Raw genomic sequence first — 24,913 nt, forward strand, 5'->3', positions numbered from 1 at the left:
TCTCCTGTGTCTCAATAAGAATTCGTTATCGGCCGGATCAGATCTCGTCGATCGAGGCGGACTCGAATCGGCTGGAGATGTTGATACCGAGCTCCTCCGCTGCGCGGAATGCCTCGTCGTCGGTGTCGCGGAGGTTGACCGCCGTGCCGTCTGCCGAGAGGACCTCGACGTTCAGGCAGAGCGACTGCATCTCCTTCATGAGCACCTTGAACGACTCGGGGATGCCGGGCTCCTGGATGTTCTCGCCCTTGACGATCGCCTCGTACACCTTGACGCGGCCGAGGATGTCGTCGGACTTGATCGTGAGGAGCTCCTGGAGGGCGTATGCAGCGCCGTAAGCCTCGAGGGCCCACACCTCCATCTCACCGAAGCGCTGTCCACCGAACTGCGCCTTACCACCGAGCGGCTGCTGGGTGATCATCGAGTACGGACCCGTCGAACGCGCGTGGATCTTGTCGTCGACCAGGTGGTGCAGCTTCAGGATGTACATGTAGCCCACCGAGATCGGCGCCGGGAACGGCTCACCGGAGCGGCCGTCGAACAGCTGCGTCTTTCCGGTCGAGTCGATCAGGCGGTCACCGTCACGCGTCGGCAGCGTGGAGTCGAGAAGACCAGCGATCTCCTGCTCCTCCGCACCGTCGAACACCGGGGTCGCGACCTTGGTGCCAGGGGCAGCCTCGAATGCGTCCTTCGGCAGGTTCGTCGCCCACTCCGGGTTGCCCTCGACCTTCCAGCCCTGCTTGGCGATCCACCCGAGGTGGGTCTCCAGCACCTGACCGAAGTTCATTCGACCGGGGATGCCGAGCGGGTTCAGGACGATGTCGACCGGGGTGCCGTCCGGAAGGAACGGCATGTCCTCGATCGGCAGGATCTTGGCGATGACACCCTTGTTGCCGTGACGACCGGCGAGCTTGTCACCCTCGGTGATCTTGCGCTTCTGGGCGATGTAGACCACGACGCGGCGGTTGACGCCGGAGCCGAGCTCGTCGTCGCCGTCTTCGGCGTTGAACTCCTTGACAGCGATGATCGTGCCCTGCTCACCGTGGGGCACCTTCAGGGAGGTGTCACGGACCTCGCGGCTCTTCTCGTTGAAGATCGCGCGGAGCAGACGCTCCTCGGCCGACAGCTCGGTCTCGCCCTTCGGCGTGACCTTGCCGACGAGGATGTCGCCGGGGCGGACCTCGGCACCGATGCGGATGATGCCGCGCTCGTCGAGGTCCTTCAGCAGCTCAGGGCTGACGTTGGGGAGGTCACGGGTGATCTCCTCCTTGCCGAGCTTCGTGTCGCGGGAATCGACCTCGTACTCTTCGATGTGAATCGAGGAGAGGGTGTCGTCCTTCACGAGGTCCTGGCTGAGGATGATCGCATCCTCGAAGTTGTAGCCCTCCCACGTCATGAACGCGACCAGCAGGTTCTTGCCGAGCGCGAGCTCACCGTTCTGGGTGGCGGGGCCATCAGCGATGACCTCGTTGACCTCGACACGCTCACCGGCTGACACGAGCACCTTCTGGTTGTACGAGGTGCCCTGGTTGGAGCGATCGAACTTGCGGAGGTAGTACTCCTTCGTGCCGCCCTCATCGAGCTGGAGCACGACGCGGTCTGCCGAGACCTCGGTGACCACACCGGCCTTGTCGGCGCTGATGACGTCGCCGGCGTCGATGGCTGCGTAGCCCTCCATACCGGTTCCGACCAGCGGCGAGTCGCTGCGCAGCAGCGGCACAGCCTGACGCTGCATGTTGGCGCCCATGAGCGCGCGCTGAGCGTCGTCGTGCTCGAGGAACGGCACGAGCGAGGTCGCGACCGACACCATCTGGCGCGGCGACACGTCCATGTAGCCGATCTCGGAAGGCGCGAACACGTCGACCTCGCCACCGGGGCGGCGGGCCAGAACGCGCTCTTCACGGAAGTGACCGTCTGCCTTGAGGGGCGCGTTGGCCTGAGCGACGATGAAGTCGTTCTCCTCGGAGGCGGTCAGGTAGTCGATGTCATCCGTGACCTGGCCGTTGACGACGCGACGGTACGGGGTCTCGATGAAACCGAACGAGTTGATGCGCGCGAAGGTCGCGAGCGAGCCGATCAGACCGATGTTCGGGCCTTCAGGAGTCTCGATCGGGCACATGCGGCCGTAGTGCGACGGGTGAACGTCACGAACCTCGACACCTGCGCGGTCACGGGACAGACCACCAGGGCCCAGCGCCGACAGGCGACGCTTGTGGGTCAGACCCGCGAGCGGGTTGTTCTGGTCCATGAACTGCGACAGCTGCGACGTTCCGAAGAACTCCTTGATCGCGGCGACGACGGGGCGCACGTTGATCAGGGTCTGCGGCGTGATCGCCTCGATGTCCTGCGTGGTCATGCGCTCGCGGACGACGCGCTCCATACGGGAAAGACCCGTGCGGACCTGGTTCTGGATGAGCTCGCCGACGGCGCGGATACGACGGTTGCCGAAGTTGTCGATGTCGTCGGTCGACATGCGGATCTCGGCCTTCTTGCCGCTGCGGAGACCCTCGAAGGTCTCGTCGCCGCGGTGCAGACGCACGAGGTACTTGATCGTCGCGACGATGTCTTCGACGGTCAGCACCGACGAGTCCAGCGGCTGGTTCAGGCCCAGCTTCTGGTTGATCTTGTAGCGACCGACCTTCGCGAGGTCGTAACGCTTCGCGTTGAAGTAGAAGTTGTCCAGCAGCGCGCGGGCGGCCTCAGCGGCGACCTGCTCGCCCGGACGGAGCTTGCGGTAGATGTCGCGCAGCGCATCTTCCTTGGTGAGGATGGTGTCCTTCGCCAGGGTCTCCTCGATGGAGGGGTACCCGGCGAACTCGACGAGGATCTCCTCGCTGGTCATGCCCAGCGCCTTGAGGAAGACGGTGACCGACTGCTTGCGCTTGCGGTCGATGCGCACGCCCACCTGGTCGCGCTTGTCGATCTCGAACTCGAGCCATGCACCACGGCTCGGGATGACGCGAGCGGAGACGATGTCCTTGTCGGAGGTCTTGTCGGGGGTCTTGTCGAAGTAGACACCCGGCGAGCGCACCAGCTGAGACACGACGACACGCTCGGTGCCGTTGATGATGAAGGTTCCGCGGCTGGTCTGCAGCGGGAAGTCGCCCATGAAGACGGTCTGAGTCTTGATCTCACCGGTCTGGTGGTTCATGAACTCGGCCTCGACGTACAGCGGAGCGGCGTATGTCTTGCCGCGCTCCTTGCACTCGTCGATCGAGTACTTCTCAGGCTCGAGGTACGGGTTCGTGAAGCTCAGCTGCATCGTCTCGCTGAGGTCTTCGATCGGAGAGATCTCCTCGAAGATCTCCTCCAGACCGCTGAACTCGTTGAGATCCTTGCGACCGGCCTTCTTGCCTTCTGCGACACGAGCCTTCCAGGCGTCGTTGCCGACGAGCCAGTCGAAGGACTCCGTCTGCAGCGCGAGAAGGTCAGGGACCGTCAGCGTGTCGGAGATCTTGGCGAACGAAAGACGGGAAGCTCCGCGTCCGTTCTTGTTGGTGGTGGATGTGGATGCGTTGCGAGCAGCAGCCAAGGGAATAACCTCCGTGAGCCCCGCAGGGCTTCTCGATTCCTTTGTCGTCAGGTGGAGTGCGCACTCGTGTGCTCAACATCTGCCGACCACCATATGAGGGCAGGGAGAACCGAGGCGCAAAGAACAACTATACGTCCGATTTCGCGACATGGCAAGTAGAGTCCTTGACCAATTCCGGATGCTGCGGTAAAAGGCCCTTCGACCCGTGAGTGGGTCGAAGGGCCAGGGCGCGTCACGCGGGGTCAGGCGATGTTCAGTTCGTTGCCGGGAATCGAGGCCAGCAAGCGGCGTGTGTACGGATCCCGCGGGTTCGTGAAGATCTCCTCGGACGTCGCGGCCTCCACGAGTGAGCCGTCCTTCATCACGCAGACGTAGTCGCTGATCAGCCGCACGACCGCGAGATCGTGCGAGATGAACAGATAGCTGAGTCCGTACTCGCGCTGCAGATCGCCCAGCAGACGGAGGATCTGATCCTGCACCAGCACGTCGAGTGCGGAGACCGGCTCGTCGCACACGATCAGGTCGGGTGAGAGCGCCAGAGCCCTCGCGATCGCGACGCGCTGACGCTGCCCGCCGGACAGCTCCGACGGATACCGCCGCAGCATCGACTGCGGCAGCGCCACGTCATCCAGCAGCTGCCGCACCCGCTTGCGTCGATCCGATCCGCTCCCGCGCCGGTAGAACTCCAGCGGTTCACCGATCAGTCTCTCGATCGTGAACATCGGGTTCAGGCTCGAGTACGGATCCTGGAAGATCGGCTGCACACGCTGACGGAAGTCCCGCGTCTCGGCACGGTCGAGGGTCGAGATGTCCTTGCCCTCGAACCTGATCAGGCCGCTCGTCGGTTCGAACACCTTCAACAGCATCCGCGCTGTCGTGGTCTTGCCCGAACCGGACTCCCCCACTATCGCGACGGTCTCGCCGCGCGGGATCACGAGGGACACGTCGTTCACCGCGACGAAGTCCTCGCCTCGACCCCGCACCGGATACACCTTGGTGAGGTTCTCGAACTCGACGATGTTGTCGGGTTTCGTGTCGGCGCCCTCGCGCCCTTCGACACGCTCCGGGAGCTCGGTCCCAGCCGGTTCCTGACCCTTCGACTGGCTCAGGGGTCGAAGGATCGGCGATTCTGCTTCCGAGGAGACGGAGAACGCCTCGGGCCGCAGGCGCGCGATCGCTACCGACGGGGCGGCCTTCACGAGCGACTGCGTGTACGGATGCTGGGGGTCTTCGAGGATCTGCTTCGCAGCGCCCTGCTCGACGACCTTTCCGCGGTGCATCACGATGACGCGCTCGGCGCGCTCGGCGGCGAGGCCGAGATCGTGAGTGATCAGCAGCACGGCCGTGCCGAGCTCGCGCGTCATCGTCCCGATCTGGTCGAGGATCGTCTGCTGCACCGTGACATCCAGCGCACTGGTCGGCTCGTCGGCGATCAGCAGCCGCGGCTTGCAGGCGAGTCCGATCGCGATCAGCGCGCGCTGGCGCATACCGCCGGAGAACTCGTGCGGATACTGCTTGGCGCGCTTCGCCGCATCAGGCAGACCGGCGGCTTCGAGAGCCTCGACGACCTTCGCCGAGACGTTCTGGCGGTTCGCGAGTCCGTGGGCGAGCAGAGTCTCCGCGACCTGCGTGCCGATCTTCGCGACCGGGTTGAGATTCGACATCGGATCCTGCGGCACGAGGCCGATGTGGCGTCCGCGGATCGCGCGCATCTCGTGCTCAGGAGCCTTCGATATCTCCCTGCCGTCGAGGCGGATGCTGCCGGCGGCGATGCGTCCGCCACCGGCGAGGAGCCCGATGATCGCCATCGCCGTCGTGGACTTGCCCGAGCCGGACTCCCCCACGATCGCGACGGTCTCCCCCTCCGAGATCTCGAGATCCACACCCTCGACCGCGTGCACGACACCGTCGGTGGTGTTGAAGTCGACGGCCAGGCCTTCGACTGACAGCAGCGGAGTACTCATGCTCTGTTGTTCTTCAACCATCTCAGCGCGCCCTCGTCCTCGGGTCCATGGATTCTCGCAACGCCTCACCGAACAGGGTGAAGCCCAGCGCAGTCACGGCGATGCAGATACCGGGCAGGAAAGCCAGCCACGGTGCGATCGCCAACTCGCTCTGCGCGTACGTCAGCATCCGCCCCCACTCGGCCGTCTCGGGGCGTCCGCCGCCGAGGCCGAGGAAGGAGAGGGCCGCCGCGTCGATCACGGCGGTCGCCAGCGTCAGCGTGCCCTGCACGATGACCGGGCCGATCGCATTGGGAAGCACGTGCGACATCGTGATGCGTCCACGACCGAGACCGAGCGTCTGCGCCGAGAGCACGTAGTCACTCGATCTCTGCTGCAGCATGGATGCACGGAGCAGGCGCGCGAAGATCGGCACCTGCGATGCACCGATCGCGATCATCACCGCGTACGGCGTCTGGCCGAGGATGGCAGCGATCGAGACGGCGAGCAGCAGGTTCGGCACCGACAGGATGATGTCGACGATGCGCATGATCACGGTGTCGACCCAGCCGCCGAAGGTTCCGGCGAGCAGGCCGAGGATCATGCCGCCGACCAGACCCATCGCTGTCGAGACCACACCGACCATGAGCGAGGCTTGGGCTCCCCAGATCAGCTTTGAGAGCACGTCGCCGCCGAAGCGGTCGAGCCCGAGCGGGAACTCCGGCAGCTCGCCCGGTCCCGGGATGTGCGTCGGCGTGATGTACTTCGCGCCGGGCAGCGCGGTCTCAGGGTATGGCGCGAGGATCGGCGCCAGCGCGGCGACGAGCAGGAACAGCAGCACGATCACCGCGCCGATCCAGGCGGTGGGACTGTGACGCAGACGCCGGAAGACGTCCTGCCAGAACCCGCCGCCGGCATCCTTCAGCTCGGTCTGGGCGAGCGCGACCGTGTCGATGATCTCGCCACCCTGCGCCGGTGGAAGTGGAATGCTCATTGGACCCTCACTCTCGGGTCGATCAGGCTGTAGGACACATCCACCGCGAGGTTGATCAGCGCGTACGCGATCGCGATGAAGATGATGAAGCCCTGCAGCACGGGGAAGTCACGCGTGAAGATGGCCCTGGCCAGGAACGAACCGATTCCCGGATAGGCGAACACTGTTTCGGTCAGCACCGCGCCAGAGATCAGCAGACCGGTCTGCAGACCGATCGTGGTGATGACGGGCAGCATCGCGTTGCGCAGGATGAACCGAGCGCGCAGCGTCGAGTTCGCGACGCCCTTCGCGCGACCGGTGCGGACGTAGTCGGCGTTCTGCACCTCGAGAACGCTCGCCCTGGTGATGCGGACGATGATCGCGAGAGGGATGGTCCCGAGCGCGAGCGCGGGGAGGATCAGATGGAGGATCGCATCCCACGAGGCGTCGAACTCGCCCGTGATGATCCCGTCCCACACGTAGAACCCGGTGGGGTGCGTGGCATCGATCCGCGGACTCTGCCTGCCGTCGGCCGGGAGCCAGCCGAGCTGCACCGCGAAGATGTACTTCAGGATGAACGCCAGGAAGAAGACCGGGATCGTGATGCCGACCAGGCTGAGCACGACGGCGGCGTGGTCGCTGAATCTGCCGTGGCGTCGGGCTGCCCAGTAGCCGAGCGGAATACCGATGCCGACCGCGATGATCAGCGCCGCGACCGACAGTTCGATCGTCGCAGGGAAGCGACGGAAGAACTCTTCCGTCACCGGGCGGTTGGTCTGGATCGACGTGCCGAAGTCGCCTTGGAGCAATCGGCTTATCCAGATGAAGTACTGCTCGATGAGGGGTTTGTCGAAGCCGTAGAGCTCGTTGACCCTTTCGATGGCTTCCGGGGTGGCCTTCTCTCCGAGGAGAGCCACGGCGGGTCCGCCCGGGAGGGCTCTGACCCAGGCGAAGAGCAGGATGCTCAGGCCGAAGAGAGTGGGGATGAGGAACAGCAGTCGCCTGCCGATGGTGCGCAGCAAGAAGTACTCCCAGCTTTCAGGTCAGGATCATCACCCCTCTGATCATTGTGATCAGAGGGGTGACGCCCGAGTGAATCCTTACTTGGTGAGGACGATGTCCGTGAAGACCTCGTCGTTCACCGGGCTGGCAGGGTAGCTCTCGACGCGCGGGTCGAAGGCCAGGGTGGGAGCAGGGTGCGCGAGCGGGACGCCGGGGATGAACTCGGCGACCATCTCGTTGATGTCCTGGTACAGACCGGTCTGCTCGTCGAGGTCGGCGACCCCACGCGCCTCGGTCAGTGCCGAGAACAGCTCAGGGTTGTCGAAGCCCCACTCCGAGCTCTTCGCACCGAAGAAGACGCCGACGAAGTTGTCGGTGTCGTTGTAGTCGCCGGTCCAGCCGAGCAGGTGGATGCCGTGATCGGCGGTGCCGGTGGTGCGGTCGAGGTATTCGACCCACTCCTCTGAGACCGGGGTGGTCTCGACGCCGACCTCAGCAAGCTGCGAGGAGAGCACCGTGAAGATCTGCTCGGGGTCCGGCATGTACGGACGCGACACGTTGACCGGGTAGTTGAAGTCCAGCTTCAGCGGGTTGGCCTCGTCGTAGCCGGCCTCGGCCAGCAGCGACTTCGCCTTGTCGACGTCGTACTCGTACGTCGTGACGTCCTCGTTGTACCCGTTGACGACCTCGGGGATGAACTGGGTCGCCTTCTGCGTGCCCTCGGGCAGCACCTGGCTGATCAGCGCATCCTTGTCGATCGCGTACGACAGCGCCTCGCGCACCTTCGGGTCCTGGAGCTCGGGGATCTGCTGGTTGAACGCCAGGTACAGGATCGTGAACGGAGGACGCGACACCATCGTGAAGCCGTCCTCTTCGAGAGCGGCCGTGTCGGCGGGGCCGACCAGGTCGTACCCGTCGATGTCTCCGGCCTCGAGCGACTGACGGCGAGCGGTCGGGTCGTCGATCGTGCGGAAGATGATCTCCTCGATCTGGCCCTTCTCGCCCCAGTAGTCGGGGTACGACTTCAGCGTGACCTGCTCACCGGGTGCCCACTCGTCGAACTGGAACGGTCCGGTGCCGACCGGGTGCCCCATCGCGTATTCCGAAAGAGCGGGGGCCTCGGCCGAGCCGCCGACCTCGTCAGCGGCGAACTCCTGCATGGCTGCGGGGCTCTGCATGGCGAATGCGGGCAGCGAGAGCGCCGGGATGAATCCGGCGAACGGCTTGTTCAGCTCGATCGTGGCGCTGTAGTCGCCGTCGGGCGTGCAGGACTTGTACACCGCGTCGGCCGGGTTCTCGGCGTAGCCGTGGAACAGCTTGTTGTAGTAGTAGCCGAACGCCTCGGAGGCGGCGAGGCCGGTCCAGTTGTACCAGCGGTCGAAGTTCACGCAGACGGCTTCGGCGTTGAACGGCGTGCCGTCATGGAAGGTGACGCCCTCCTTCAGAGCGAAGGTGTACGACAGGTTGTCCTCGGACGGCTCCCACGACTCGGCGAGCAGCGGTGCGGGGTCTGCCGTGCCTGGCTCCGTGCCGACAAGACCCTCGAAGATCTGACGCGAGACGCGGAAGGTCTCGCCGTCCTGAGCGAAAGCCGGGTCGAGGCTGGCCGGGTCGGAGGATGCTGCGAACACGAACGTGCTGTCGACGTCGCCTTCTGCATCTCCGGAGTCGTCGCCGCGATCGCTGGCGACGCAGCCCGCGAGCAGCATCGCTGCGATCGCGGTGCCGGTGACGGCGATGAGCCCTCGCCGGCGCATGGATGTGTGGTGCATGCTGTGTACCTTCCCTGTTGGGGCGCTTCGTTGCGCGTGCCGGGGCGTCATCGCTCCGTTACACGGTGATGCAATGACGTTACCCAGCACGCTCCTGGAATCCAAACGCATCCGTGTTGCGATCCGGTATCAGCTGCGTAACGGCCTCGTGTTACCGTCAGGCAGGATCGGAGGACAACGGATGAAGAAGGTGCCTGACGCGCTCCACCGCTCGACCGTCGCGCGCCACGCGACGCTGTCCTCGCCGACCAGGACATCGACAGGGCTGAAGCTGCTCGGCGGCGCACTCGGCGCCGTTCTGCTCGCTACCATCGGCGTCGGCGCGTTCATCGCGATCGACCTCGCCACGCGTGCGACGGCGGATTCCGTCGCGCTCGAAGGCGCGCCTGACATCGCTCCCCCGGCGCTCGGTGAATATCCCGGCGCGTTCGACGTGCTCGTGCTCGGCACCGACGAGTGCGGACCGATCTCCGAGCGCTGGCTCGGCGAGCGCTGCGAGGAGAGCGACGCCGGCATCCTGAACGACGCGAACCTGCTGGTGCATGTGTCAGAGTCACCGCGCAAGGTGACAGTGGTGTCGTTCCCGCGCGACCTGATGGTCGAGGTTCCGGAGTGCACCCGCGAAGACGGCTCTGAGGCGTCGGCGCAGGGGACGCAGTCGCTCAACAGCGTGTACGCCCACGCCGGGCTGTCCTGCGTCGCGCAGACCATCACCGAGCTCACGGACGTGCCGATCGGCTTCGCCGCGAAGCTCAGCTTCGACGGCGTCATCCAGATGACGGATGCGATCGGCGGCGTCGAGGTCTGCATCGCCGAGCCGGGCATCAGCGACACGCAGACCGGAATCGACTGGCCTGCCGGCACCCGCAACGTGAAGGGCCTCGAGGCGCTGCAGTTCCTGCGCACACGCCACGGCGTCGGCGACGGGAGCGACCTCGCACGCATCTCGAACCAGCAGCAGTACATGTCGCGCCTCGCGAAGAAGATCCTCAGCGCAGAGGTGCTCAGCGACCCCACGAAGGTGCTGCGCCTGGCGAACACCGTGGCGGAGAACATCGTGCCAAGCGACACCCTCTCCAATCCGCTGACACTGGGCCAGCTCGCTCTCGCGGTGAAGGACGTGCCGTTCGACGACTTCGTGTTCGTGCAGTACCCGAGCTTCACTGCTCCGTACGATCCCAACAAGGTCGTGCCCGACTACGACTCCGCCGCAGTGCTGTGGGATGCTCTCGCGGCGAACCAGTCGCTGGAGCTCACCGGCGGCGCGAGCCCCAACGGGGGTGTCGAGAACGTCACCCCCACGCCTGAGCCGGCGCCGGGCGAGAGCGCCGCTCCGGAAGAAAGCCCCGCCCCCGAGGACAGGGCGACGCTTCCACCCGAGGTCTCCGGGACGAACGTCGAACAGGAGACCTGCTCCGCGGGCAACCTGAACTGAGCGAGCCGCCGCTCGGGCCGGGCGCGCCCCTGTGTGGCGCGTCGGCGCGGCGCGAAGTGTCGCAGATGGTCGGGTTGACGTTGTTGAAGCGACCATCTGCGCCACCACTCACGCTGCGGCCGCTCGGGAGGTGTCGCAGGTGGTCGCTTTCTCCGCTCGAAGGCGGCAATCCGCGCCACCTCAGCCATCCGCGCCACCTCGTGCCACCCGCGCCACCTCGGGGCGGGCGAGCGGGCGAGCGGGCGGCTCAGCGCCCGAGCAGCATGGCGCGGGCGGCCTCGGCTCCGACGCGGCTCGCCGCGGCCACCTCGACCACTGGAAGCGGCAACGGATGCCGGGCCGGCAGGCCCACGTTCACCACGACGGCGCCGGGGTCACGGTCGGCTGCGAGTTCTGCGAGGGCGCGCTGCGCAGCATCCACGTCGGGGCGGTCGACCAGCAGGACGAGGCGTCCTTCGGCGGCGATCGCCGCGTCCAGCGCAGCATCCCGCTCCTCCTCCGTCGCACGCTCGACGTCCAGCCGGACGCGGAAGCCGTCCCCGGCGAGGGCGTCGGCGACATACGCGGCCGCGCTGTCGACCGCGAGTGTCGAGCGGCGACGCGCGTCGATGACGGACAGAGCGGATGCCGCGGCATCCGCCACCCCATCCATCACATGTGTCACGCGCAGAGCGCGGCTGACGATGTCGGCCGCCTCGTAGGACGCCCCATCGGGGCCATCCGAGTCTGCCGTGGCGGCGCCCGCGAGCTTCGTCGCCAGCATCCGTACCCGATCGCGTGCTTGCTCGACGCGCTCGCGAGGCAGAGTGCCGTCGCGCAACGCGGCGACGATCGCCTCTCGCGCGGTGAGATAGTCGCTCTCGTCCTGGTCGGCCCTGGCCGCAGCCCCCGGGTTCGTCGGGTTGCCGATGCAGAGCAGATCGGCGCCCGCAGCCAACGCCTGCACGGCGCCACCGCCGATGCCGACGGACTCGCGGATCGCCGCCATGTCGAGCGCGTCTGTGATGATCACGCCGTCGAATCCCATGGTCCGCAGGCGCCCGAGCACCCCAGCGTTCAGCGTCGCCGGCTGCTCACCCCACTCCGGGACGACGATGTGCGCGGTCATGATCGAGTCGACTCCCGCGGCGATCGCGGCGCGGAACGGTGCGAGGTGCACGTCCTCGATCTCGGCCGGGTCCAGGTTGATCACCGGGAGCGCATGGTGCGAATCGAGATGGGTGTCGCCGTGACCTGGGAAGTGCTTCACACACGCCGCGACTCCCCCGCCCTGCATGCCCTCGACGGTCGCTGCGACATGCCGTGAGACGAGCGCGGCATCCGCGCCGAACGAGCGCACGCCGATCACCGGATTGCGCGGATCGGTGTTCACATCGGCGACAGGACCGAGCACGACATCGATGCCCGCTGCATGCGCACGCCGGGCGAGCTCTGCGCCGGTGGCCCTGCTCGCGGCGACGTCATCGACGACGCCCAGCTGCGCTGCACCAGGAAGTGTCGAGCCCGTGCCGACCTCGAGACGGGTGACGCTTCCCCCCTCCTCGTCGATGCCGATCAGGGCGTGCGGGTTCGCCGCACGGATCTGAGCGCTGAGCGCGGGCAGGTCGGCCGAGATGTTCTGGCCGAAGTACACGACGCCTGCGAGATCATCCTTGAGCGCCGAACGGAGCCACGCCGGCGCGTCGGTGCCGAAGAATCCCGGCCACAGCACGCTGTTGGCGAGACGGGTGAGCTCGTCCGTCATCCCTTCACTGCTCCCGCGACCATGCCGCTGGCGAGCCTGCGCTGCACGATCACGAAGAAGATCATGACCGGGATGGTGATGATGGTGGAGGCGGCCATGATGCTGCCCCAGTCGTTGGAGTGCAGGCCGAAGAACGACTTCAGACCGATCGCGACCGTGTACTGGTCACTCGCTCCGCCGAGCATCGTCATCGCGAAGATGAACTCGTTCCATGCCGTGATGAAGCTGAAGATGCTCGTGGCGACGAGGCCGGGCATCACCAGCGGCAGCAGCACGGAGCGGAACATGCGCCACCAGCTCGCGCCGTCGATGTACGCGGCCTCTTCCAGCTCGACAGGCACGGCGGCGACGAAGCCGCGCAGCATCCAGATGCCGAACGCGAGCGAGAGCGCGACGTAGACGATCATCAGGCCGATGATGCTGTTGAGCAGACCGAGGCTCTTCACCTGCAGGAACAGCGGGATGACGAGCGCCTCGAGCGGCACCATCTGCACCACGAGGATCATCATCAGGATCGTGGTGCGGAACTTGAACTTGAACCGCGCCACCGCGACGGCGGCGAGCAGGCAGACGAGCGCGCTCACCAGCACCGTCACAAGCGCGACGATCGCGGAGTTGCGCAGGAAGACGCCGAAGCCGCCCTCGGTGAAGACGAAGGTGAAGTGGTCGAACGTGAGCTCTTCCGGGAAGAACGAGCGCCCACCGCTGGACGCGTTCTTGTCGAAGGCGCTGGAGATCATCCAGTACACCGGGAACAGCGTGAAGATCAGGACTGCGGCGACGGCGACGCCGATGCCGACCTTCGACAGGACGGACTTGTTGTTCGGGTTCACAGTTCGTCCTCCTTCATGAGCGAGCGGATGTACACGATCGTGATGCCGATCAGCGCCAGTGTCAGCAGCACCGCGAGCGCGGCGCCGAACCCGTAGCGGTTCTGACCGAACGATTCGACGTACGACCAGACGCCGAGGTTGAGGACCGAGCGATTCGATCCGGAGCCGCCCGGCATGAGGTAGACCTGCGCGAACACCTTGAAGTCCCAGATGGTCGACAGGATGATCACCACCGAGAAGACCGGACGCAGAGTCGGGAAGATGATGCCCCAGAATCGACGCCAGGCGCCGGCACCGTCGAGTGCCGCTGCTTCGAGCATCTCCTTGGAGACACCGAGCAGACCCGCGAGCACGGTGATCGCGACGAACGGGAAGCCGTGGTGCACGACGTTCAGCAGCACGATCGCGTAGAACGACCACTGGTTCGTGAACCAGTTGACCGAGTCGTCGATCAGGCCGAGGCCCTGCAGCATGTCGTTGAAGACGCCTCGGTCGGCGTCGAAGATGAACGTCCACACGTAGGTGCCGGTGACGGCCGGCATCGCCCACGCGATCATGATGCAGCTGGAGACGATCACGCGCCAGGTCGTGCCGAGACGCTGCAGCAACAGCGCTACGAGCGTGCCGACGGCCACGGTGGCGAACACGGCGACGGCGGCGAAGCCGACGGTGTTCGGGAGGACGACGGTCCAGAGCGTCGGATTGGTGAGCGCTTCGACGTAGTTGTCGAAGCCGATGAAGTTGGTCTCTCCGGTGTTGATCTCCCGCAGCCCGTAATCCTGCAGCGAGTAGATGAAGACCTGCACCAGCGGCCACAGCATGAGCACCGCGAGGATGGCGAGGCCGGGGGCGAGGAGCAGCCAAGGGCGGGCCTTGGCGATGGAGAGGAACCGATTGGATCGGCGGCCACCGGCCACGGAGGCGGGGGTGTTCCCCGCCTCCGTGGGTGTCGGCAGCGGTGCGTGCACCGTCGACATAGAGGGTTATTGCCTAACTGGTTGTTACTGGTTGAGCAGCTCGGTCATCTCGGCCGCGGCATCCTTCGTCGCCGTGGCGACGTCCTTCTGCCCGCTGAGGATCGACTGGATCATCGCGTTGGTGGTCTTCTTCGCCTGGACGGCGCCGAAGTTCGGAGTCACCGGCACGGATGCGCCGCCGTCGACCATCTGCTCGGCGAACGGTGCGACCAGCGGGTCGGTCGAGGCGAGGGCCTCTTCCATCGCCGAGGCGACACCCGGGAAGTAACCGGTCTGCTCAGCCCACTGCTCGGCGTACTCGCCGGTGGTCATGAACTGGACGAACTCCCATGCGAGGTCGGCGTTCTTCGTGGTGTTGAAGATCGACAGGTGCGATCCGCCGAGCACGGACGGGGCGATGTCGCCGTCCTGGCCGGGGATGACGGCTGCGCCGAGCTTGCCCTCGAGGTCGGGGTTGGTCTCGATGAGCGCGTTCGGCGTCCACGAGCCGGACAGCATCATCGCGACATTGCCCTGCGTGAACGCGTCACGGACGTCGGTCTCCTTCCAGGTGGTGGCACCTGCGGAGGAGAAGCCGTGCTCTGTGGCCAGGTCGGTGTAGAACTGGATGCCGGCCTGCGACTCAGCGCTGTCGAGCTCGCTCGTCCAGGTGTCGCCGTCGAGCGTGGCGATCTCGCCGCCGGCGCCCCAGACCCACGGGTAGACGAAGAACTCGGAGTCTCCGGCGACCGGGAACGCGAGCATCTCCGGGTGCGCGGCCTTGATGGCCTCGCCTGCTGCGACGATGTCGTCCCAGGTCTTCGGAGCCTCGAGCCCGAGCTCTTCGAAGATGTCGGCGCGGTAGACGAGCGAGCGGACACCGGCGTACCACGGCATGCCGTAGAGCTCTTCTTCGTAGGTGCCTGCGACCTCGAGTCCCTCGACCAGGTCGTCACGGAGGCCGTCTTCGGCATCGACGTACTCATCGATGGGCAGCAGCGCGCCTGCGTCGGCGAACTCGGCGGTCCAGGTGGTGCCGGTCTCGGCGATGTCGGGGGTGGTGCCGCCGGCGATCGAGGTCACGAAGCGGTCGTGCGCGTCTGCCCACTGCACCTCTTCGAACTCGACGGTCGCGCCGGTCTCTTCCTTGAACGCCGCGGAGACCTCGTCGAGGAACGCTGTGGCGTCAGGGTTGGTGCCCTGCATGATCCAGACGCTGAGTGTCTGATCCTCACCGTCGGCCGAGCCGTTGCCCGAGCCGCCGGAACATGCGGCGAGGCCCAGTGCTGCCGTGACGCCGAGCGCCACGATGGGAAGAATGCGCTTCTTCATCTGGTGAATCTCCTCATTGAAAAATGCCTCGGCGCGCAAGGGTTGCATGCCGATCAGGAAAAAGTATTCATCACTAACAAAATACCTGCAACTCCTGCCGACGATCGTCATACACCTGTAACACGCGCCGGAAGCATAGGCTCAGAGCATGGGACGGATGCGCACGAAGAACACCGAGCATCCGCACGCCACGCTCGATCACGGCGGCATCGCACAGATCTCACCCTCGGAGTTCACGAGTGGTTTCGAGCTGATCGTCGACGACACCCCGCAGTCCCACGTCGACCTCGATGACCCGACGCATCTGCACTTCGAGTACGTCGTGCGAATGGGCGCGGTGATCGATCAACTCACTTTGGAGGGTGCGCCGCTGACCGCCGTCCACCTCGGTGCGGGTGCGATGACCATCCCCCGCTACATCGAGGCCACGAGACCGGGATCGCGTCAGCAGGTGATCGAATGGGAGGCGCCACTCGCAGCTCTCGTGCGCGAACACCTCCCGCTGCCCCGAGGGGCAGCGATCCGCATCAGGATCGGAGATGCGCGCTCGGGTGCGAAGAAGCTGCCTCCTGCGCTCACCGGCGCGTGCGATCTCGTCGTCTCGGATGTGTACTCCGGGGCACAGACGCCCGCTCACCTGACCAGCGTCGAGTTCTACCGAGAGCTATCAGGGCTCCTCGCCCCGTCGGGCGTGCTGCTCGTCAACGTCGCCGATGGACCAGGACTGGCATTCGCGAGGCGGCAGGTCGCCACGATCGGCCATGTGCTTCCCGAGATCGCGCTGCTGGCCGACACCCAGGTGCTCAAGGGCCGCCGGTTCGGGAACCTCGTGATCGCGGCATCCGCTTCTCCCCTGCCGACGCAATGGCTGCCGCGGATGCTGGCGGCCGGCCCCCACCCGGCGAAGATCGCGCAGGGCGCCGAGGTCGTCGCCTTCGCGAAGGGGGCCCGCATCGTCACTGACGCGGATGCTGTGGCGTCCCCGAAGCCGGACGCATCGATCTTCCTGCGCTGAAATCCGCCTCCGGGGCGTGCCGCCGACTCGTCTGCAGATCCGACAGGCAGACTGGAGCGAGGCGCCGCGGAAGGAGAGCACATGGGTTACATCAAGGGTTACGATCCACAGACTCTTCGTGAGCAGGTCGATCGGGTCGAGTGCGCGCAGCGACTGGTCGAGATCGAGGCGCAGCGCAGCCTGCCGGCATTGCTGGAGCGGGTCTGGCTGCTCAAGGTGCTCGACCAGCTCGACGATGCGCTCAAGCTCTCCGACGAATCGGTGCGCGTCGCGCGCATGGCCGGCACCCGCAAGGATGTCCTGCGGGCACGCGTGCTGCACGCGACGATCCTGCAGTACCGCGGCGCACACGCGGCCGCCGAGCAGGAGCTCGCGACCTGCGCCTCCGAGGCCGAAGGACAGGGCTGGACATCGATCGCGGCGTTCGCGTACCAGCACCACGGCAAGAACGCGTATGACGCAGGTGACTTCGATGAGGCTCGTACGAGCCTCAAGCAGGCGCTTTTCCTGCGCCGCGAGGCCGGCGCCGCTGACGCCGAACTCGAAGTCGCGCTGCTCGCGATCGAGGCAGCGGAGAAGCGCCGCAGCGGACAGCTCGTCGGAAGTTGACCTGCTCGCTCCCCTAATGTCTGCGGGATGATTTAGCCTTGGCGCATGGCGGAACTTGACCGTGTGCGCATCTGGGGCGAGGCGTTGATCCGGTTGCATCTCGACGAGTCGTGGTCGTTCGGCTTCGACCACGCGAAGCGTCGAGCGGGGCAATGCGATTTCCGTGCGAAGCGGATCACCGTGTCGCGCTATCTCGCAGCACGTTTCGACGACGACGAGATCCACCAGGTGCTGCTGCACGAGGTCGCACACGCTCTGGCCGGACACCGTGCCGCGCACGGGGCGAAGTGGAAGCTCATCGCCCGTGACCTCGGCTACGTCGGAGGAACGACGCACCACGGCGAGACGGCAGAAGAGCTGGCACCGTGGATCGGCACCTGCCCTGCGGGTCACGTGACGTACCGGCATCGTCGGCCGAGCAGGGCCACGTCGTGCGTCAAGTGCTCACGCACCTTTGACCCGCGCTTCGAGTTCTCCTGGACCCGCCGGGAGATCACCGCTGACGTTCGCCTCGCCGCGCAGATGCCGCGCGAGCAGTAGTCGGCTGCTCAGGCGAACGCGACGAAGACACCGTCGCTGAGAACCGGCACGACATCGGTCGCGTCGACCTCGGCGGCAGCCGCCGTGGCGGTCGGAACGAGACCCGCCGCTTCGATGCGCGCGGTCGCGGAGACGCCCTCGGCGATCTCCTTGGCCGATCCGGATGCCGTGAGCAGGTGTCGCATCGCCCGACGAAGCCCGCGTGCCGATTCGCAGACGGCCGCCGCCTCAGGAGACGTGTGGTCGGCGCCCAGGTCGCTCAGCGCCGCGATGATCGTGCCTGCACCGAGCTGGTCTTCGACGGCGAAGCGGAGGTCTCCAGCATCCGTCAGCTCGCCCGCAGCGATCACGGCCACCGACGTGCGCTGCTGGCGACGATTCTGCAGTTCGAGCACTGTCCTCGCCACCGCTGATGCATTGCGCAACGATCCGAGCAGCACGCTCGGCTCGCCCGCTGCCGCCGCCGTGACCACGGCTGCCCCGTTGCGTGACCAACGCTCGGCATCCGCCAGCGCGACCGTGCGGCCGGAGGCGACGGCATCCGTCACGATCGAGGAGAAGCGGAGCACGTCGACGACGACGATGACATCGGCCGGCGCGAGCCGCTGCAGTCCGGCGACTCCCCACTCGAAGCGGACCTGGTACGCGGACTGATCGAACGGATGCGGCATCCTCCCAGCCTAGGAGAAGTGGGAGGGCGGCCGCTCCTCCGCGCGCGGTCCGCGAGGTGTCACCGGATGCCGCATCCCCGGCGCCCAAGCGACCTCCCGCGCCACCCTCCGCGCCACCGAATCACTCTCGCCCCCGAGAGGTGTCACCGGATGCCGCATCCCCCGCACCCAAGCGACATCCCGCGCCACCTCACGCGCCACCCGCCATGGGCTCGACCGCTGAGCCTGTCGAAGCGTCCGAGAGCTCAGTCGACGGCGAGCGCCTCGACCGGGGCGACCCTGGTCGCGAGCCGAGTCGGAGTCGCTGCAGCCACGAGCGTCAGCACCGCGGTCGCGGCGATGATCACGACCACCGGGATCCACGGCACCGCGGGCGCCACGAGCCCCGCGGTCTCCTCGAAGTGCGGAGGCATCCGAACTGAGCCCAGCAGCGACTGCGCCGCGATCCAGCCGTACAGCACTCCGAGAACGAGCCCGGTCGCTGTCGCCGTGATCGTGATGTGCAGTGCCTCGAGCAGGATCATCCGGCGCACCTGACCGTTCGACAGCCCGATCGCGCGAAGCAGCCCGAGCTCGCGACGCCGCTGCACCACTCCGATCGTGAGCAGGTTCACCAGCCCGACCGCAGCGATGACCGCCGAGATGCCGACCAGCACCATCATGACCGCTGCGAAGCTGTCCATGATGATCGCGAACTCGGAATCGAGCTCTCCTCCTGCGGCCGTGGTCAGCAGAACCTTGACCGATTCCAGGGCCACCGCGAACATCGTCACGAGGGTCACTCCCATGACGACGCCGATGGCCATCCGACTGGAGCGCTCCGGATACCGCAGCGCGTTCTCCGCGGCGAGTCGCGCCGTGGCCGAGCGACCGAACAGCCTGCCCACGAGGCGCAGCAGCGGTGGAATCACGAGCACGGCGGCCAGCGAGATCCCAGTGAAGGAGAGCAGCCCTCCGAGGAAGGCCACGATGACTCCCAACGGGGTGACCAAGCCGACGAGCACCCCGAACACCAGCAGCGCGACGCCGGCGATCAGAAGCAGCAATGCACCGACATGACGCGCAGGGCGCCCGGCGGCGTCCTCGTGCGAGCGCTCGACCGAACCGGCGATGGCCTGCAGCGGGGTCACCGCGAGCACCCGCCGTGATCCGACCCAGGCGGCTGCCCAGGTCGTCAGCACGACTCCGAGTGTCGGGATCAGGATCGTCGGGAGCATCGGCGTGAAGGCGGGCACCTCGCCCAGCATGCGGTCGGCGAAAGCGACACCGGCCCACGCGATGAGCAGCCCGGCGACGAGGCCGATGCTCGCACCGATCGCGCCGACGATCAGCCCCTGACGAGCGACCTCGGCTCGTTGCGAGCGCGCACTGCCGCCGATCAGGCGAACCAGGGCGATGTGCCGTGTCCGCCCGGCGATGATGGTCGAGAAGGTGTTGGCCGTGACGATCGCCGCGACGTAGAGCGCGACGCCGATCAGCAGAACCGACAGCATCGCGACGACGACGGCAAGCGTTCCGCTGTCACCGATGTACGGGTCCGCCTGCAGCATCGCACCGATGTACGCCGTCGCCTCGACCAGCACGACGCCGAACGCCGACGAGAGTGCGGCGACCAGGATGCTGGCGCCCATGCCGCGATCACGCAACCAGGTGAGGCGAGGGCCCGTCGCCGTCGACTCGGGAACGACCGCAGCCACGGCACTCATGCCGACACCTCGGCAGCGAGCATGTACGCCGCGATCTGCTCTGCGCTCTGGCGAGGGTGATCGGCCACGATGCGGCCGTCGCCGAGGTACAGCACGCGGTCGGCGTGACTGGCGGCGATCGCGTCGTGCGTGACCATGGCGATGGACTGACCGTGCTCACGACTCGCGGTGGAGAGCAGCTGCAGCACTTCCCGACCGCTGGCGGAGTCGAGGTTGCCGGTGGGCTCGTCCGCGAAGACCAGGTCGGGTGCGGTGGCGAGCGCGCGGGCGATCGCCACACGCTGCTGCTGGCCGCCGGAGAGCTCATGCGGGCGGTGGCGCAGACGTGCACCGAGGCCGAGCGTCTCGACGAGCCCGTTGATCCTGGCGCGTTCGATCGCGCTGGGGCGGCGGCCATCGAGTTCGAGCGGCAGCAGGATGTTACCGATCGCGTCGAGCGTCGGCACCAGGTTGAACGACTGGAAGATGAACCCGACGCGGCGACGCCGCAGGATCGTGAGGTCGAGGTCGCCGAGACCCGTGATCTCCGTGTCGCCGATCCATGCGCGACCCTCGGTCGGGGCGTCGAGGCCGGCCATGATGTGCATGAGGGTCGATTTGCCGGAGCCACTGGGGCCCATGATCGCGGTGAACTGTCCGCGGCGGATGCCGACGCTGATGTCGTCGAGAGCCGTGACGGCACTCTCGCCGGCGCCGTAGGACTTCGTCAGGTGCTGCACACGGGCTGCGAGCCCGAGGTCTGTGGTCGTGATCTCCATACCTACGACGTTAGGAAGAACGGATGCCACGCCACATCGCCCGCCCGGAGCATCCGCCTACATCTCAAGGATGATCCTGCTCGCCTCTCCAACTCGCGAGACGCGCGTCCCGATCTGCTGACCTCGTCCCGATCTGCGGACAGATCCGGCGAAATGCTCAGCCAATCGTGACACCGTCCGCGAATCGGGACACGCCAGTCCGGCGAACACCTCAGTTCAGCCCGTGCTCGAACGCGAACACCACGAGCTGCACCCGGTCGCGCAGCGCGAGCTTGGTGAGAATGCGGCTGATGTGCGTCTTCACCGTCGCCTCGCTGAGGAACTCGCGCCCGGCGATCTCCGAGTTGGACAGCCCGCGCGCGGCGAGTGCGAAGATCTCCCGTTCACGATCGGTCAGGGAGGCGTACGCAGGTGGCACCGGCTTCGCAGCCTCGGTGAAGTGCGCGAACAGCTCGCGCGTGGCGGATGCTGCGATCACGTTCGAGCCGGAGTGCACGGTGCGGATCGCCGCGAGCAGGAACTCCGGCTCTGCGTCCTTCAGCAGGAAGCCGCTCGCCCCCTGCCTGATCGCACGCGCTGCGGCTTCATCGAGGTCGAAGGTCGTGAGCATCACGACCTTCGGCGCATCCGGCGTCTTGAGGAGCTCGGCCGTCGCGGTCAGGCCGTCCATCACCGGCATCCGGATGTCCATGAGCACGACATCCGGCGCCGCGTGCGCGACCGCGGCGAGCGCCTCCTGCCCGTTGCCGGCCTCCGCGACGACCTCCATGTCCGGCTGGGATGAGACCAGCATCCGAATGCCGGCGCGGAACAGCGCCTGGTCGTCGACCAACAGCACCCGGATCATGCATCTCCTCCAGTGGTCACAGGCATCTCCTGCGCGGCTCCGATCGGCAGTGTCCCGCGGACGACGAACTCCTCGCCCTCCCGCTCTGAGGTGAGCGAGCCCCCGACGAGCTGCGCACGCTCTCGCATCCCGACCAGACCGTGCCCGCCGGACGCGCCCACCACGGGGACCGCGGCGATCTGGTTGCGCACTTCGACGTCCACCCGGTCCGTCAACCACGCCAGGTGGACGTCGACGGCCCCGCCCGCGCCGTGTCGGATGGCGTTGGTCAGGGCTTCCTGAAGGATGCGGTAGACGGCGAGCTGAATCGCGCCAGGCGGTTCCCCCGGCGGCATCGGGTCGACCGTCACGCGCGGCTCGACGCCCGCCTGCCGCACCTGCGCGAACAGCTGCTCGAGGTCGGCGATGGTGGGCTGAGGTCCGTCTCCCTGACGGTGACGCAGCTGGGTGAGCAGCATCCGCACGTCGGACAGCGCGGAGCGGGCGGTCTGGGAGATCGTGCCCAGCGCCTCGGTCGCCACCTGCGGATCGGATGCCGCGGCGTAGCGCGCCCCATCGGATTGGGCCACGATCACTGCGAGCGAGTGCGCGACGACGTCATGCATGTCGCGGGCGATGCGCACGCGCTCCTGCTCCTCCGCCGTGGCGATCTCGGCCAGAGCCTGAGCTGCGCGACTGACCCGCCAGCGCAGCACCATTCGCCATCCGAAGCCTCCCAGCCACGGCGAGCCGAGCGCGAGGATGCTCATGAACGCGAGCAGCACGAAGGAGGCGACGGTGCTGGAGATTCCGGCCGCGAAGAGCTGGCCGTTGCTGAAGGCGACGTACGTCGCGGCGATGACGCCACCGACGAACGACGAGACGAGACCGGCCCAGAAGACGCGCGTCGTTCCCCAGGCAGCGGTCGCGTACAACACGCCGAGGATCGCGACGTTGATCGGAAGAGGTCCGAGCCCGGCGGCCATCTGCACGATCGCACCGAGCCAGGCGACGGCCAGCGCGATGCCGGGCGCGAGCCGCCCGATCGCGACGGCGCCGCACTGCAGCACCGCGGCGACGACGAGCCCGCCGACACCGACGGCCTCGGGAACGGTCGAGCTGAGGTTTCCTGGCGCATAGAACACCACGGACGTGGGTGTGAAGATCGCGAACAGCACGAACGCCCCGACGATGTCGAGGATGAGCGAGGTGCGGGACAGCGGGCGGATCACCCTCTCACGCTACGCGAGGCTACGGTCGTCAGCATCCGCCCAGCGATGTATCCGCGGATGTCACGCGCGGGCCAATATCTCGCCGTGCGGTACGAGGTACCAGCCGTCTGCGGCGTCGGACCAGGTGCGCCAGGCTCGACTGATGCGGTGCAGGTCGGCGCTCGTCGCGAAGCCGTCGTCGACGAGCTGGCGTGCCAGCGCGGACTCGACGATGCGATCCGCCCACATACCGCCCCACCACTCGCGCTCCTCGCGTGTCGCGTAGCACCAGGTCGAAGCAGACGCGGTGATCTCTTCGAAACCCGCTGCCCGCGCCCACGACAGCAAACGGCGTCCGGCATCGGGCTCGCCGCCGTTCGCACGCGCGGCGGCCCGGTACAGCCGGAGCCACTCATCGAGCTCCGGCGCAAGAGGGAACCAGATGAAACCGGCGTAGTCGGCGTCGCGCGCGGCGACCAGCCCGCCCGGCTTCGTGACCCGCCGCATCTCTCGGAGCGCCCCCACAGGGTCCGCGACGTGCTGCAGCACCTGATGGGTGTGCACGATGTCGAAGCTGTCGTCGGCGAAGCTCAGCGCATGGGCATCCTCGACCGAGAAGGCGACGTTCGACCTGCCCTGTGCTGCCGCGAGCCGCTGTGACAGCGCGAGCTCGGCCTCACCGATCTCGGTCGCGGTGACGTGGGCGACGTGCTGTGCGAAGTCCATCGTGATCGTGCCGGGGCCCGCGCCGACATCGAGCAGTCGCACATCGGAGTGCAGATGCGCGCGCAGATACTCCGCCGAGTTCGCGATGGTGCGATTGCTGTGCGAGCGCAGGACCGACTCGTGATGCCCGTGGGTGTATGCGGCCATGATCTCACTCTCCTGAATGTCAGCGCAGCTGGGTGGCCAGGCGTCGGATCGCCTCGCGATCGGGCTTGCCCGAACTCAGCGTCGCGATCTCGTCGACGATCACCATTCGTGCGGGGCGCGCGGGCTTGCCCAGCTCTTCCGCGACCACCTCTCGCGCATGTTCGAGCTGTTCGGATTCGCTGCGTCTGAGAGCCTCGCCGCGCTCGGCGACGATCACGGATGCTTCGCCCCATCGCTCGTCGTCCACGCCGACCACCACGGCGCCAGTGAGCCCGGGGATGGTGCGGACGATGCGTTCGACCCTGTCGAGGGAGATGTTGACGCCCCCGGAGACGATCACGTTGTCGGCGCGGCCGTGCACACGCACGACGCCGTCCTCGACGATGCCGAGGTCGCCGGTGCGATACCAGCGGATGCCGTGCTCGTCGCGCACGAAGGTGGTGTCGGTGAGGACCGGATCGCCGAGGTAGCCATCGGCGAGCATGGGACCCGCGATGCGCAGCTCACCGTCGACGGCCTTCACAGCGACGGTCTGGAGCGGCACGCCGTCGTAGACGCATCCGCCGCTCGTCTCCGTCGAGCCGTAGGTGCGCACGAGGCGCACGTCGAGCTCGGCGGCGCGTTCCCGCACCGGTTCAGGCAGTGCCTGCCCTCCGACGAGGATCGCGGAATAGGCCTGGAGCGCCGCACGAACCGTCGTGTCCTCGATCGCCGCGTCGAGGAGGGTGGCGACCTGCGCCGGTACCAACGACGTGAACAGCTGCTCGCCGCGGCCGCGCAGCATCGGCAGCGTGGCCTCGGTGAAACTCCGTGCCGAGAAGCCTCCCTCCAGCACCACCGGAGTGGTTCCGGAGAGGATGGAGCGGGCCAGCACCTGAAGGCCGGCGACGTATCCGGCCGGCAATGCGAGCAGCCAGTTGCCTGAACCGATGCGATCGGCAGTGGCTTCGGCGCCTGCCCGCAGCGCCTCTGCGCTCAGCACGACACGCTTCGGGATGCCGCTCGAGCCGGAGGTTCCGATGACCACCGCCGTGCCCTCTGCGACAGCCTCCGGCTCATCATCCGAGCCGCCGAGCCCCAGCATCCCCAAGGCCAATGCGGGGCCGCCCTCGAGCGCACGTGCGAGTTCGCGCTGCAACTGAGCCGCGTCGTCGGCCGAGGTGGCGATGAGTCGTGTCATCC

At 66.9% G+C, this 24,913-nt stretch carries 20 protein-coding genes; 4 read left to right on the forward strand and 16 right to left on the reverse strand.

Annotation, left to right across the window (positions count from 1 at the left end; translation table 11 throughout):
* Positions 1-37: 37 nt before the first annotated feature.
* The 5 genes from ACP7AR_RS09220 to ACP7AR_RS09240 all read right to left on the reverse strand — a co-directional run bounded on the left by ACP7AR_RS09220 (position 38) and on the right by ACP7AR_RS09240 (position 9,222).
* Complete coding sequence (locus tag ACP7AR_RS09220) at positions 38-3,532, reverse strand: DNA-directed RNA polymerase subunit beta (protein ID WP_426184963.1); 3,495 nt, start codon at positions 3,530-3,532, stop codon at positions 38-40.
* Between the two features lie 242 nt (positions 3,533-3,774).
* Positions 3,775-5,496 carry an ABC transporter ATP-binding protein gene (locus ACP7AR_RS09225; RefSeq protein ID WP_426184965.1) on the reverse strand — a complete coding sequence of 574 codons (1,722 nt, stop codon included), beginning with the start codon at positions 5,494-5,496 and terminating at the stop codon, positions 3,775-3,777.
* A gap of 22 nt (positions 5,497-5,518) precedes the next feature.
* Positions 5,519-6,469, reverse strand: a complete 951-nt coding sequence (locus ACP7AR_RS09230) for an ABC transporter permease (RefSeq protein ID WP_426184967.1) — start codon at positions 6,467-6,469, stop codon at positions 5,519-5,521.
* Positions 6,466-7,470, reverse strand: coding sequence for an ABC transporter permease (locus tag ACP7AR_RS09235; RefSeq protein ID WP_426184969.1), 1,005 nt, complete (start codon positions 7,468-7,470; stop codon positions 6,466-6,468). The genes ACP7AR_RS09230 and ACP7AR_RS09235 overlap by 4 nt, the downstream gene beginning before the upstream one ends.
* A gap of 78 nt (positions 7,471-7,548) precedes the next feature.
* A complete protein-coding gene (locus ACP7AR_RS09240; protein ID WP_426184971.1) occupies positions 7,549-9,222 on the reverse strand; it encodes an ABC transporter substrate-binding protein in 1,674 nt (557 codons plus the stop codon).
* Positions 9,223-9,403: 181 nt separating this feature from the next.
* Between ACP7AR_RS09240 and ACP7AR_RS09245 the strand changes: the two genes are divergently transcribed.
* Positions 9,404-10,657 carry an LCP family protein gene (locus ACP7AR_RS09245; protein ID WP_426184973.1) on the forward strand — a complete coding sequence of 418 codons (1,254 nt, stop codon included), beginning with the start codon at positions 9,404-9,406 and terminating at the stop codon, positions 10,655-10,657.
* Positions 10,658-10,904: 247 nt separating this feature from the next.
* Here ACP7AR_RS09245 and ACP7AR_RS09250 read toward each other — a convergent pair whose 3' ends face one another.
* From ACP7AR_RS09250 to ACP7AR_RS09265, 4 genes are read right to left on the reverse strand one after another with little or no spacing between them, the layout of a single operon-like run.
* A complete protein-coding gene (locus ACP7AR_RS09250; protein ID WP_426184975.1) occupies positions 10,905-12,401 on the reverse strand; it encodes a glycoside hydrolase family 3 protein in 1,497 nt (498 codons plus the stop codon).
* On the reverse strand, positions 12,398-13,234 hold the full coding sequence (locus ACP7AR_RS09255) for a carbohydrate ABC transporter permease (RefSeq protein ID WP_426184977.1): 837 nt from the start codon (positions 13,232-13,234) through the stop codon (positions 12,398-12,400). The genes ACP7AR_RS09250 and ACP7AR_RS09255 overlap by 4 nt, the downstream gene beginning before the upstream one ends.
* Positions 13,231-14,211 (reverse strand): carbohydrate ABC transporter permease, encoded by a 981-nt coding sequence (locus ACP7AR_RS09260; protein WP_426184979.1) that lies wholly within the window; start codon positions 14,209-14,211, stop codon positions 13,231-13,233. The genes ACP7AR_RS09255 and ACP7AR_RS09260 overlap by 4 nt, the downstream gene beginning before the upstream one ends.
* A gap of 24 nt (positions 14,212-14,235) precedes the next feature.
* Positions 14,236-15,522 carry a sugar ABC transporter substrate-binding protein gene (locus ACP7AR_RS09265; protein ID WP_426184981.1) on the reverse strand — a complete coding sequence of 429 codons (1,287 nt, stop codon included), beginning with the start codon at positions 15,520-15,522 and terminating at the stop codon, positions 14,236-14,238.
* A 148-nt stretch (positions 15,523-15,670) separates the two neighbouring features.
* Between ACP7AR_RS09265 and ACP7AR_RS09270 the strand changes: the two genes are divergently transcribed.
* From ACP7AR_RS09270 to ACP7AR_RS09280, 3 genes are all read left to right on the forward strand, one after another.
* On the forward strand, positions 15,671-16,537 hold the full coding sequence (locus ACP7AR_RS09270; RefSeq protein WP_426184983.1) for a spermidine synthase: 867 nt from the start codon (positions 15,671-15,673) through the stop codon (positions 16,535-16,537).
* Positions 16,538-16,618: 81 nt separating this feature from the next.
* Positions 16,619-17,146 (forward strand): hypothetical protein, encoded by a 528-nt coding sequence (locus ACP7AR_RS09275; RefSeq protein ID WP_426184985.1) that lies wholly within the window; start codon positions 16,619-16,621, stop codon positions 17,144-17,146.
* Positions 17,147-17,191: 45 nt separating this feature from the next.
* Positions 17,192-17,686, forward strand: coding sequence for a SprT-like domain-containing protein (locus tag ACP7AR_RS09280; RefSeq protein ID WP_426184987.1), 495 nt, complete (start codon positions 17,192-17,194; stop codon positions 17,684-17,686).
* An 8-nt stretch (positions 17,687-17,694) separates the two neighbouring features.
* Here the strand turns inward: ACP7AR_RS09280 and ACP7AR_RS09285 are convergent, their stop codons facing one another.
* The 7 genes from ACP7AR_RS09285 to ACP7AR_RS09315 all read right to left on the reverse strand — a co-directional run bounded on the left by ACP7AR_RS09285 (position 17,695) and on the right by ACP7AR_RS09315 (position 24,911).
* Positions 17,695-18,357 carry a 2-phosphosulfolactate phosphatase gene (locus tag ACP7AR_RS09285; protein ID WP_426184989.1) on the reverse strand — a complete coding sequence of 221 codons (663 nt, stop codon included), beginning with the start codon at positions 18,355-18,357 and terminating at the stop codon, positions 17,695-17,697.
* Positions 18,358-18,602: 245 nt separating this feature from the next.
* Positions 18,603-20,063, reverse strand: a complete 1,461-nt coding sequence (locus ACP7AR_RS09290) for an FtsX-like permease family protein (RefSeq protein ID WP_426184991.1) — start codon at positions 20,061-20,063, stop codon at positions 18,603-18,605.
* Positions 20,060-20,821 carry an ABC transporter ATP-binding protein gene (locus ACP7AR_RS09295; protein ID WP_426184993.1) on the reverse strand — a complete coding sequence of 254 codons (762 nt, stop codon included), beginning with the start codon at positions 20,819-20,821 and terminating at the stop codon, positions 20,060-20,062. The genes ACP7AR_RS09290 and ACP7AR_RS09295 overlap by 4 nt, the downstream gene beginning before the upstream one ends.
* A gap of 211 nt (positions 20,822-21,032) precedes the next feature.
* Complete coding sequence (locus ACP7AR_RS09300; protein WP_426184995.1) at positions 21,033-21,668, reverse strand: response regulator; 636 nt, start codon at positions 21,666-21,668, stop codon at positions 21,033-21,035.
* Complete coding sequence (locus ACP7AR_RS09305; RefSeq protein ID WP_426184997.1) at positions 21,665-22,879, reverse strand: sensor histidine kinase; 1,215 nt, start codon at positions 22,877-22,879, stop codon at positions 21,665-21,667. Before ACP7AR_RS09305 ends, ACP7AR_RS09300 begins: the two co-directional genes overlap by 4 nt.
* 60 nt (positions 22,880-22,939) lie before the next feature.
* Positions 22,940-23,731, reverse strand: a complete 792-nt coding sequence (locus ACP7AR_RS09310) for a class I SAM-dependent methyltransferase (protein WP_426184999.1) — start codon at positions 23,729-23,731, stop codon at positions 22,940-22,942.
* Between the two features lie 19 nt (positions 23,732-23,750).
* Positions 23,751-24,911 carry an AMP-binding protein gene (locus ACP7AR_RS09315; protein WP_426185001.1) on the reverse strand — a complete coding sequence of 387 codons (1,161 nt, stop codon included), beginning with the start codon at positions 24,909-24,911 and terminating at the stop codon, positions 23,751-23,753.
* Between the last annotated feature and the right edge of the window lie 2 nt (positions 24,912-24,913).

It is taken from the genome of Microbacterium sp. TWP3-1-2b2 (assembly GCF_049896145.1).
Classification (GTDB): domain Bacteria; phylum Actinomycetota; class Actinomycetes; order Actinomycetales; family Microbacteriaceae; genus Microbacterium.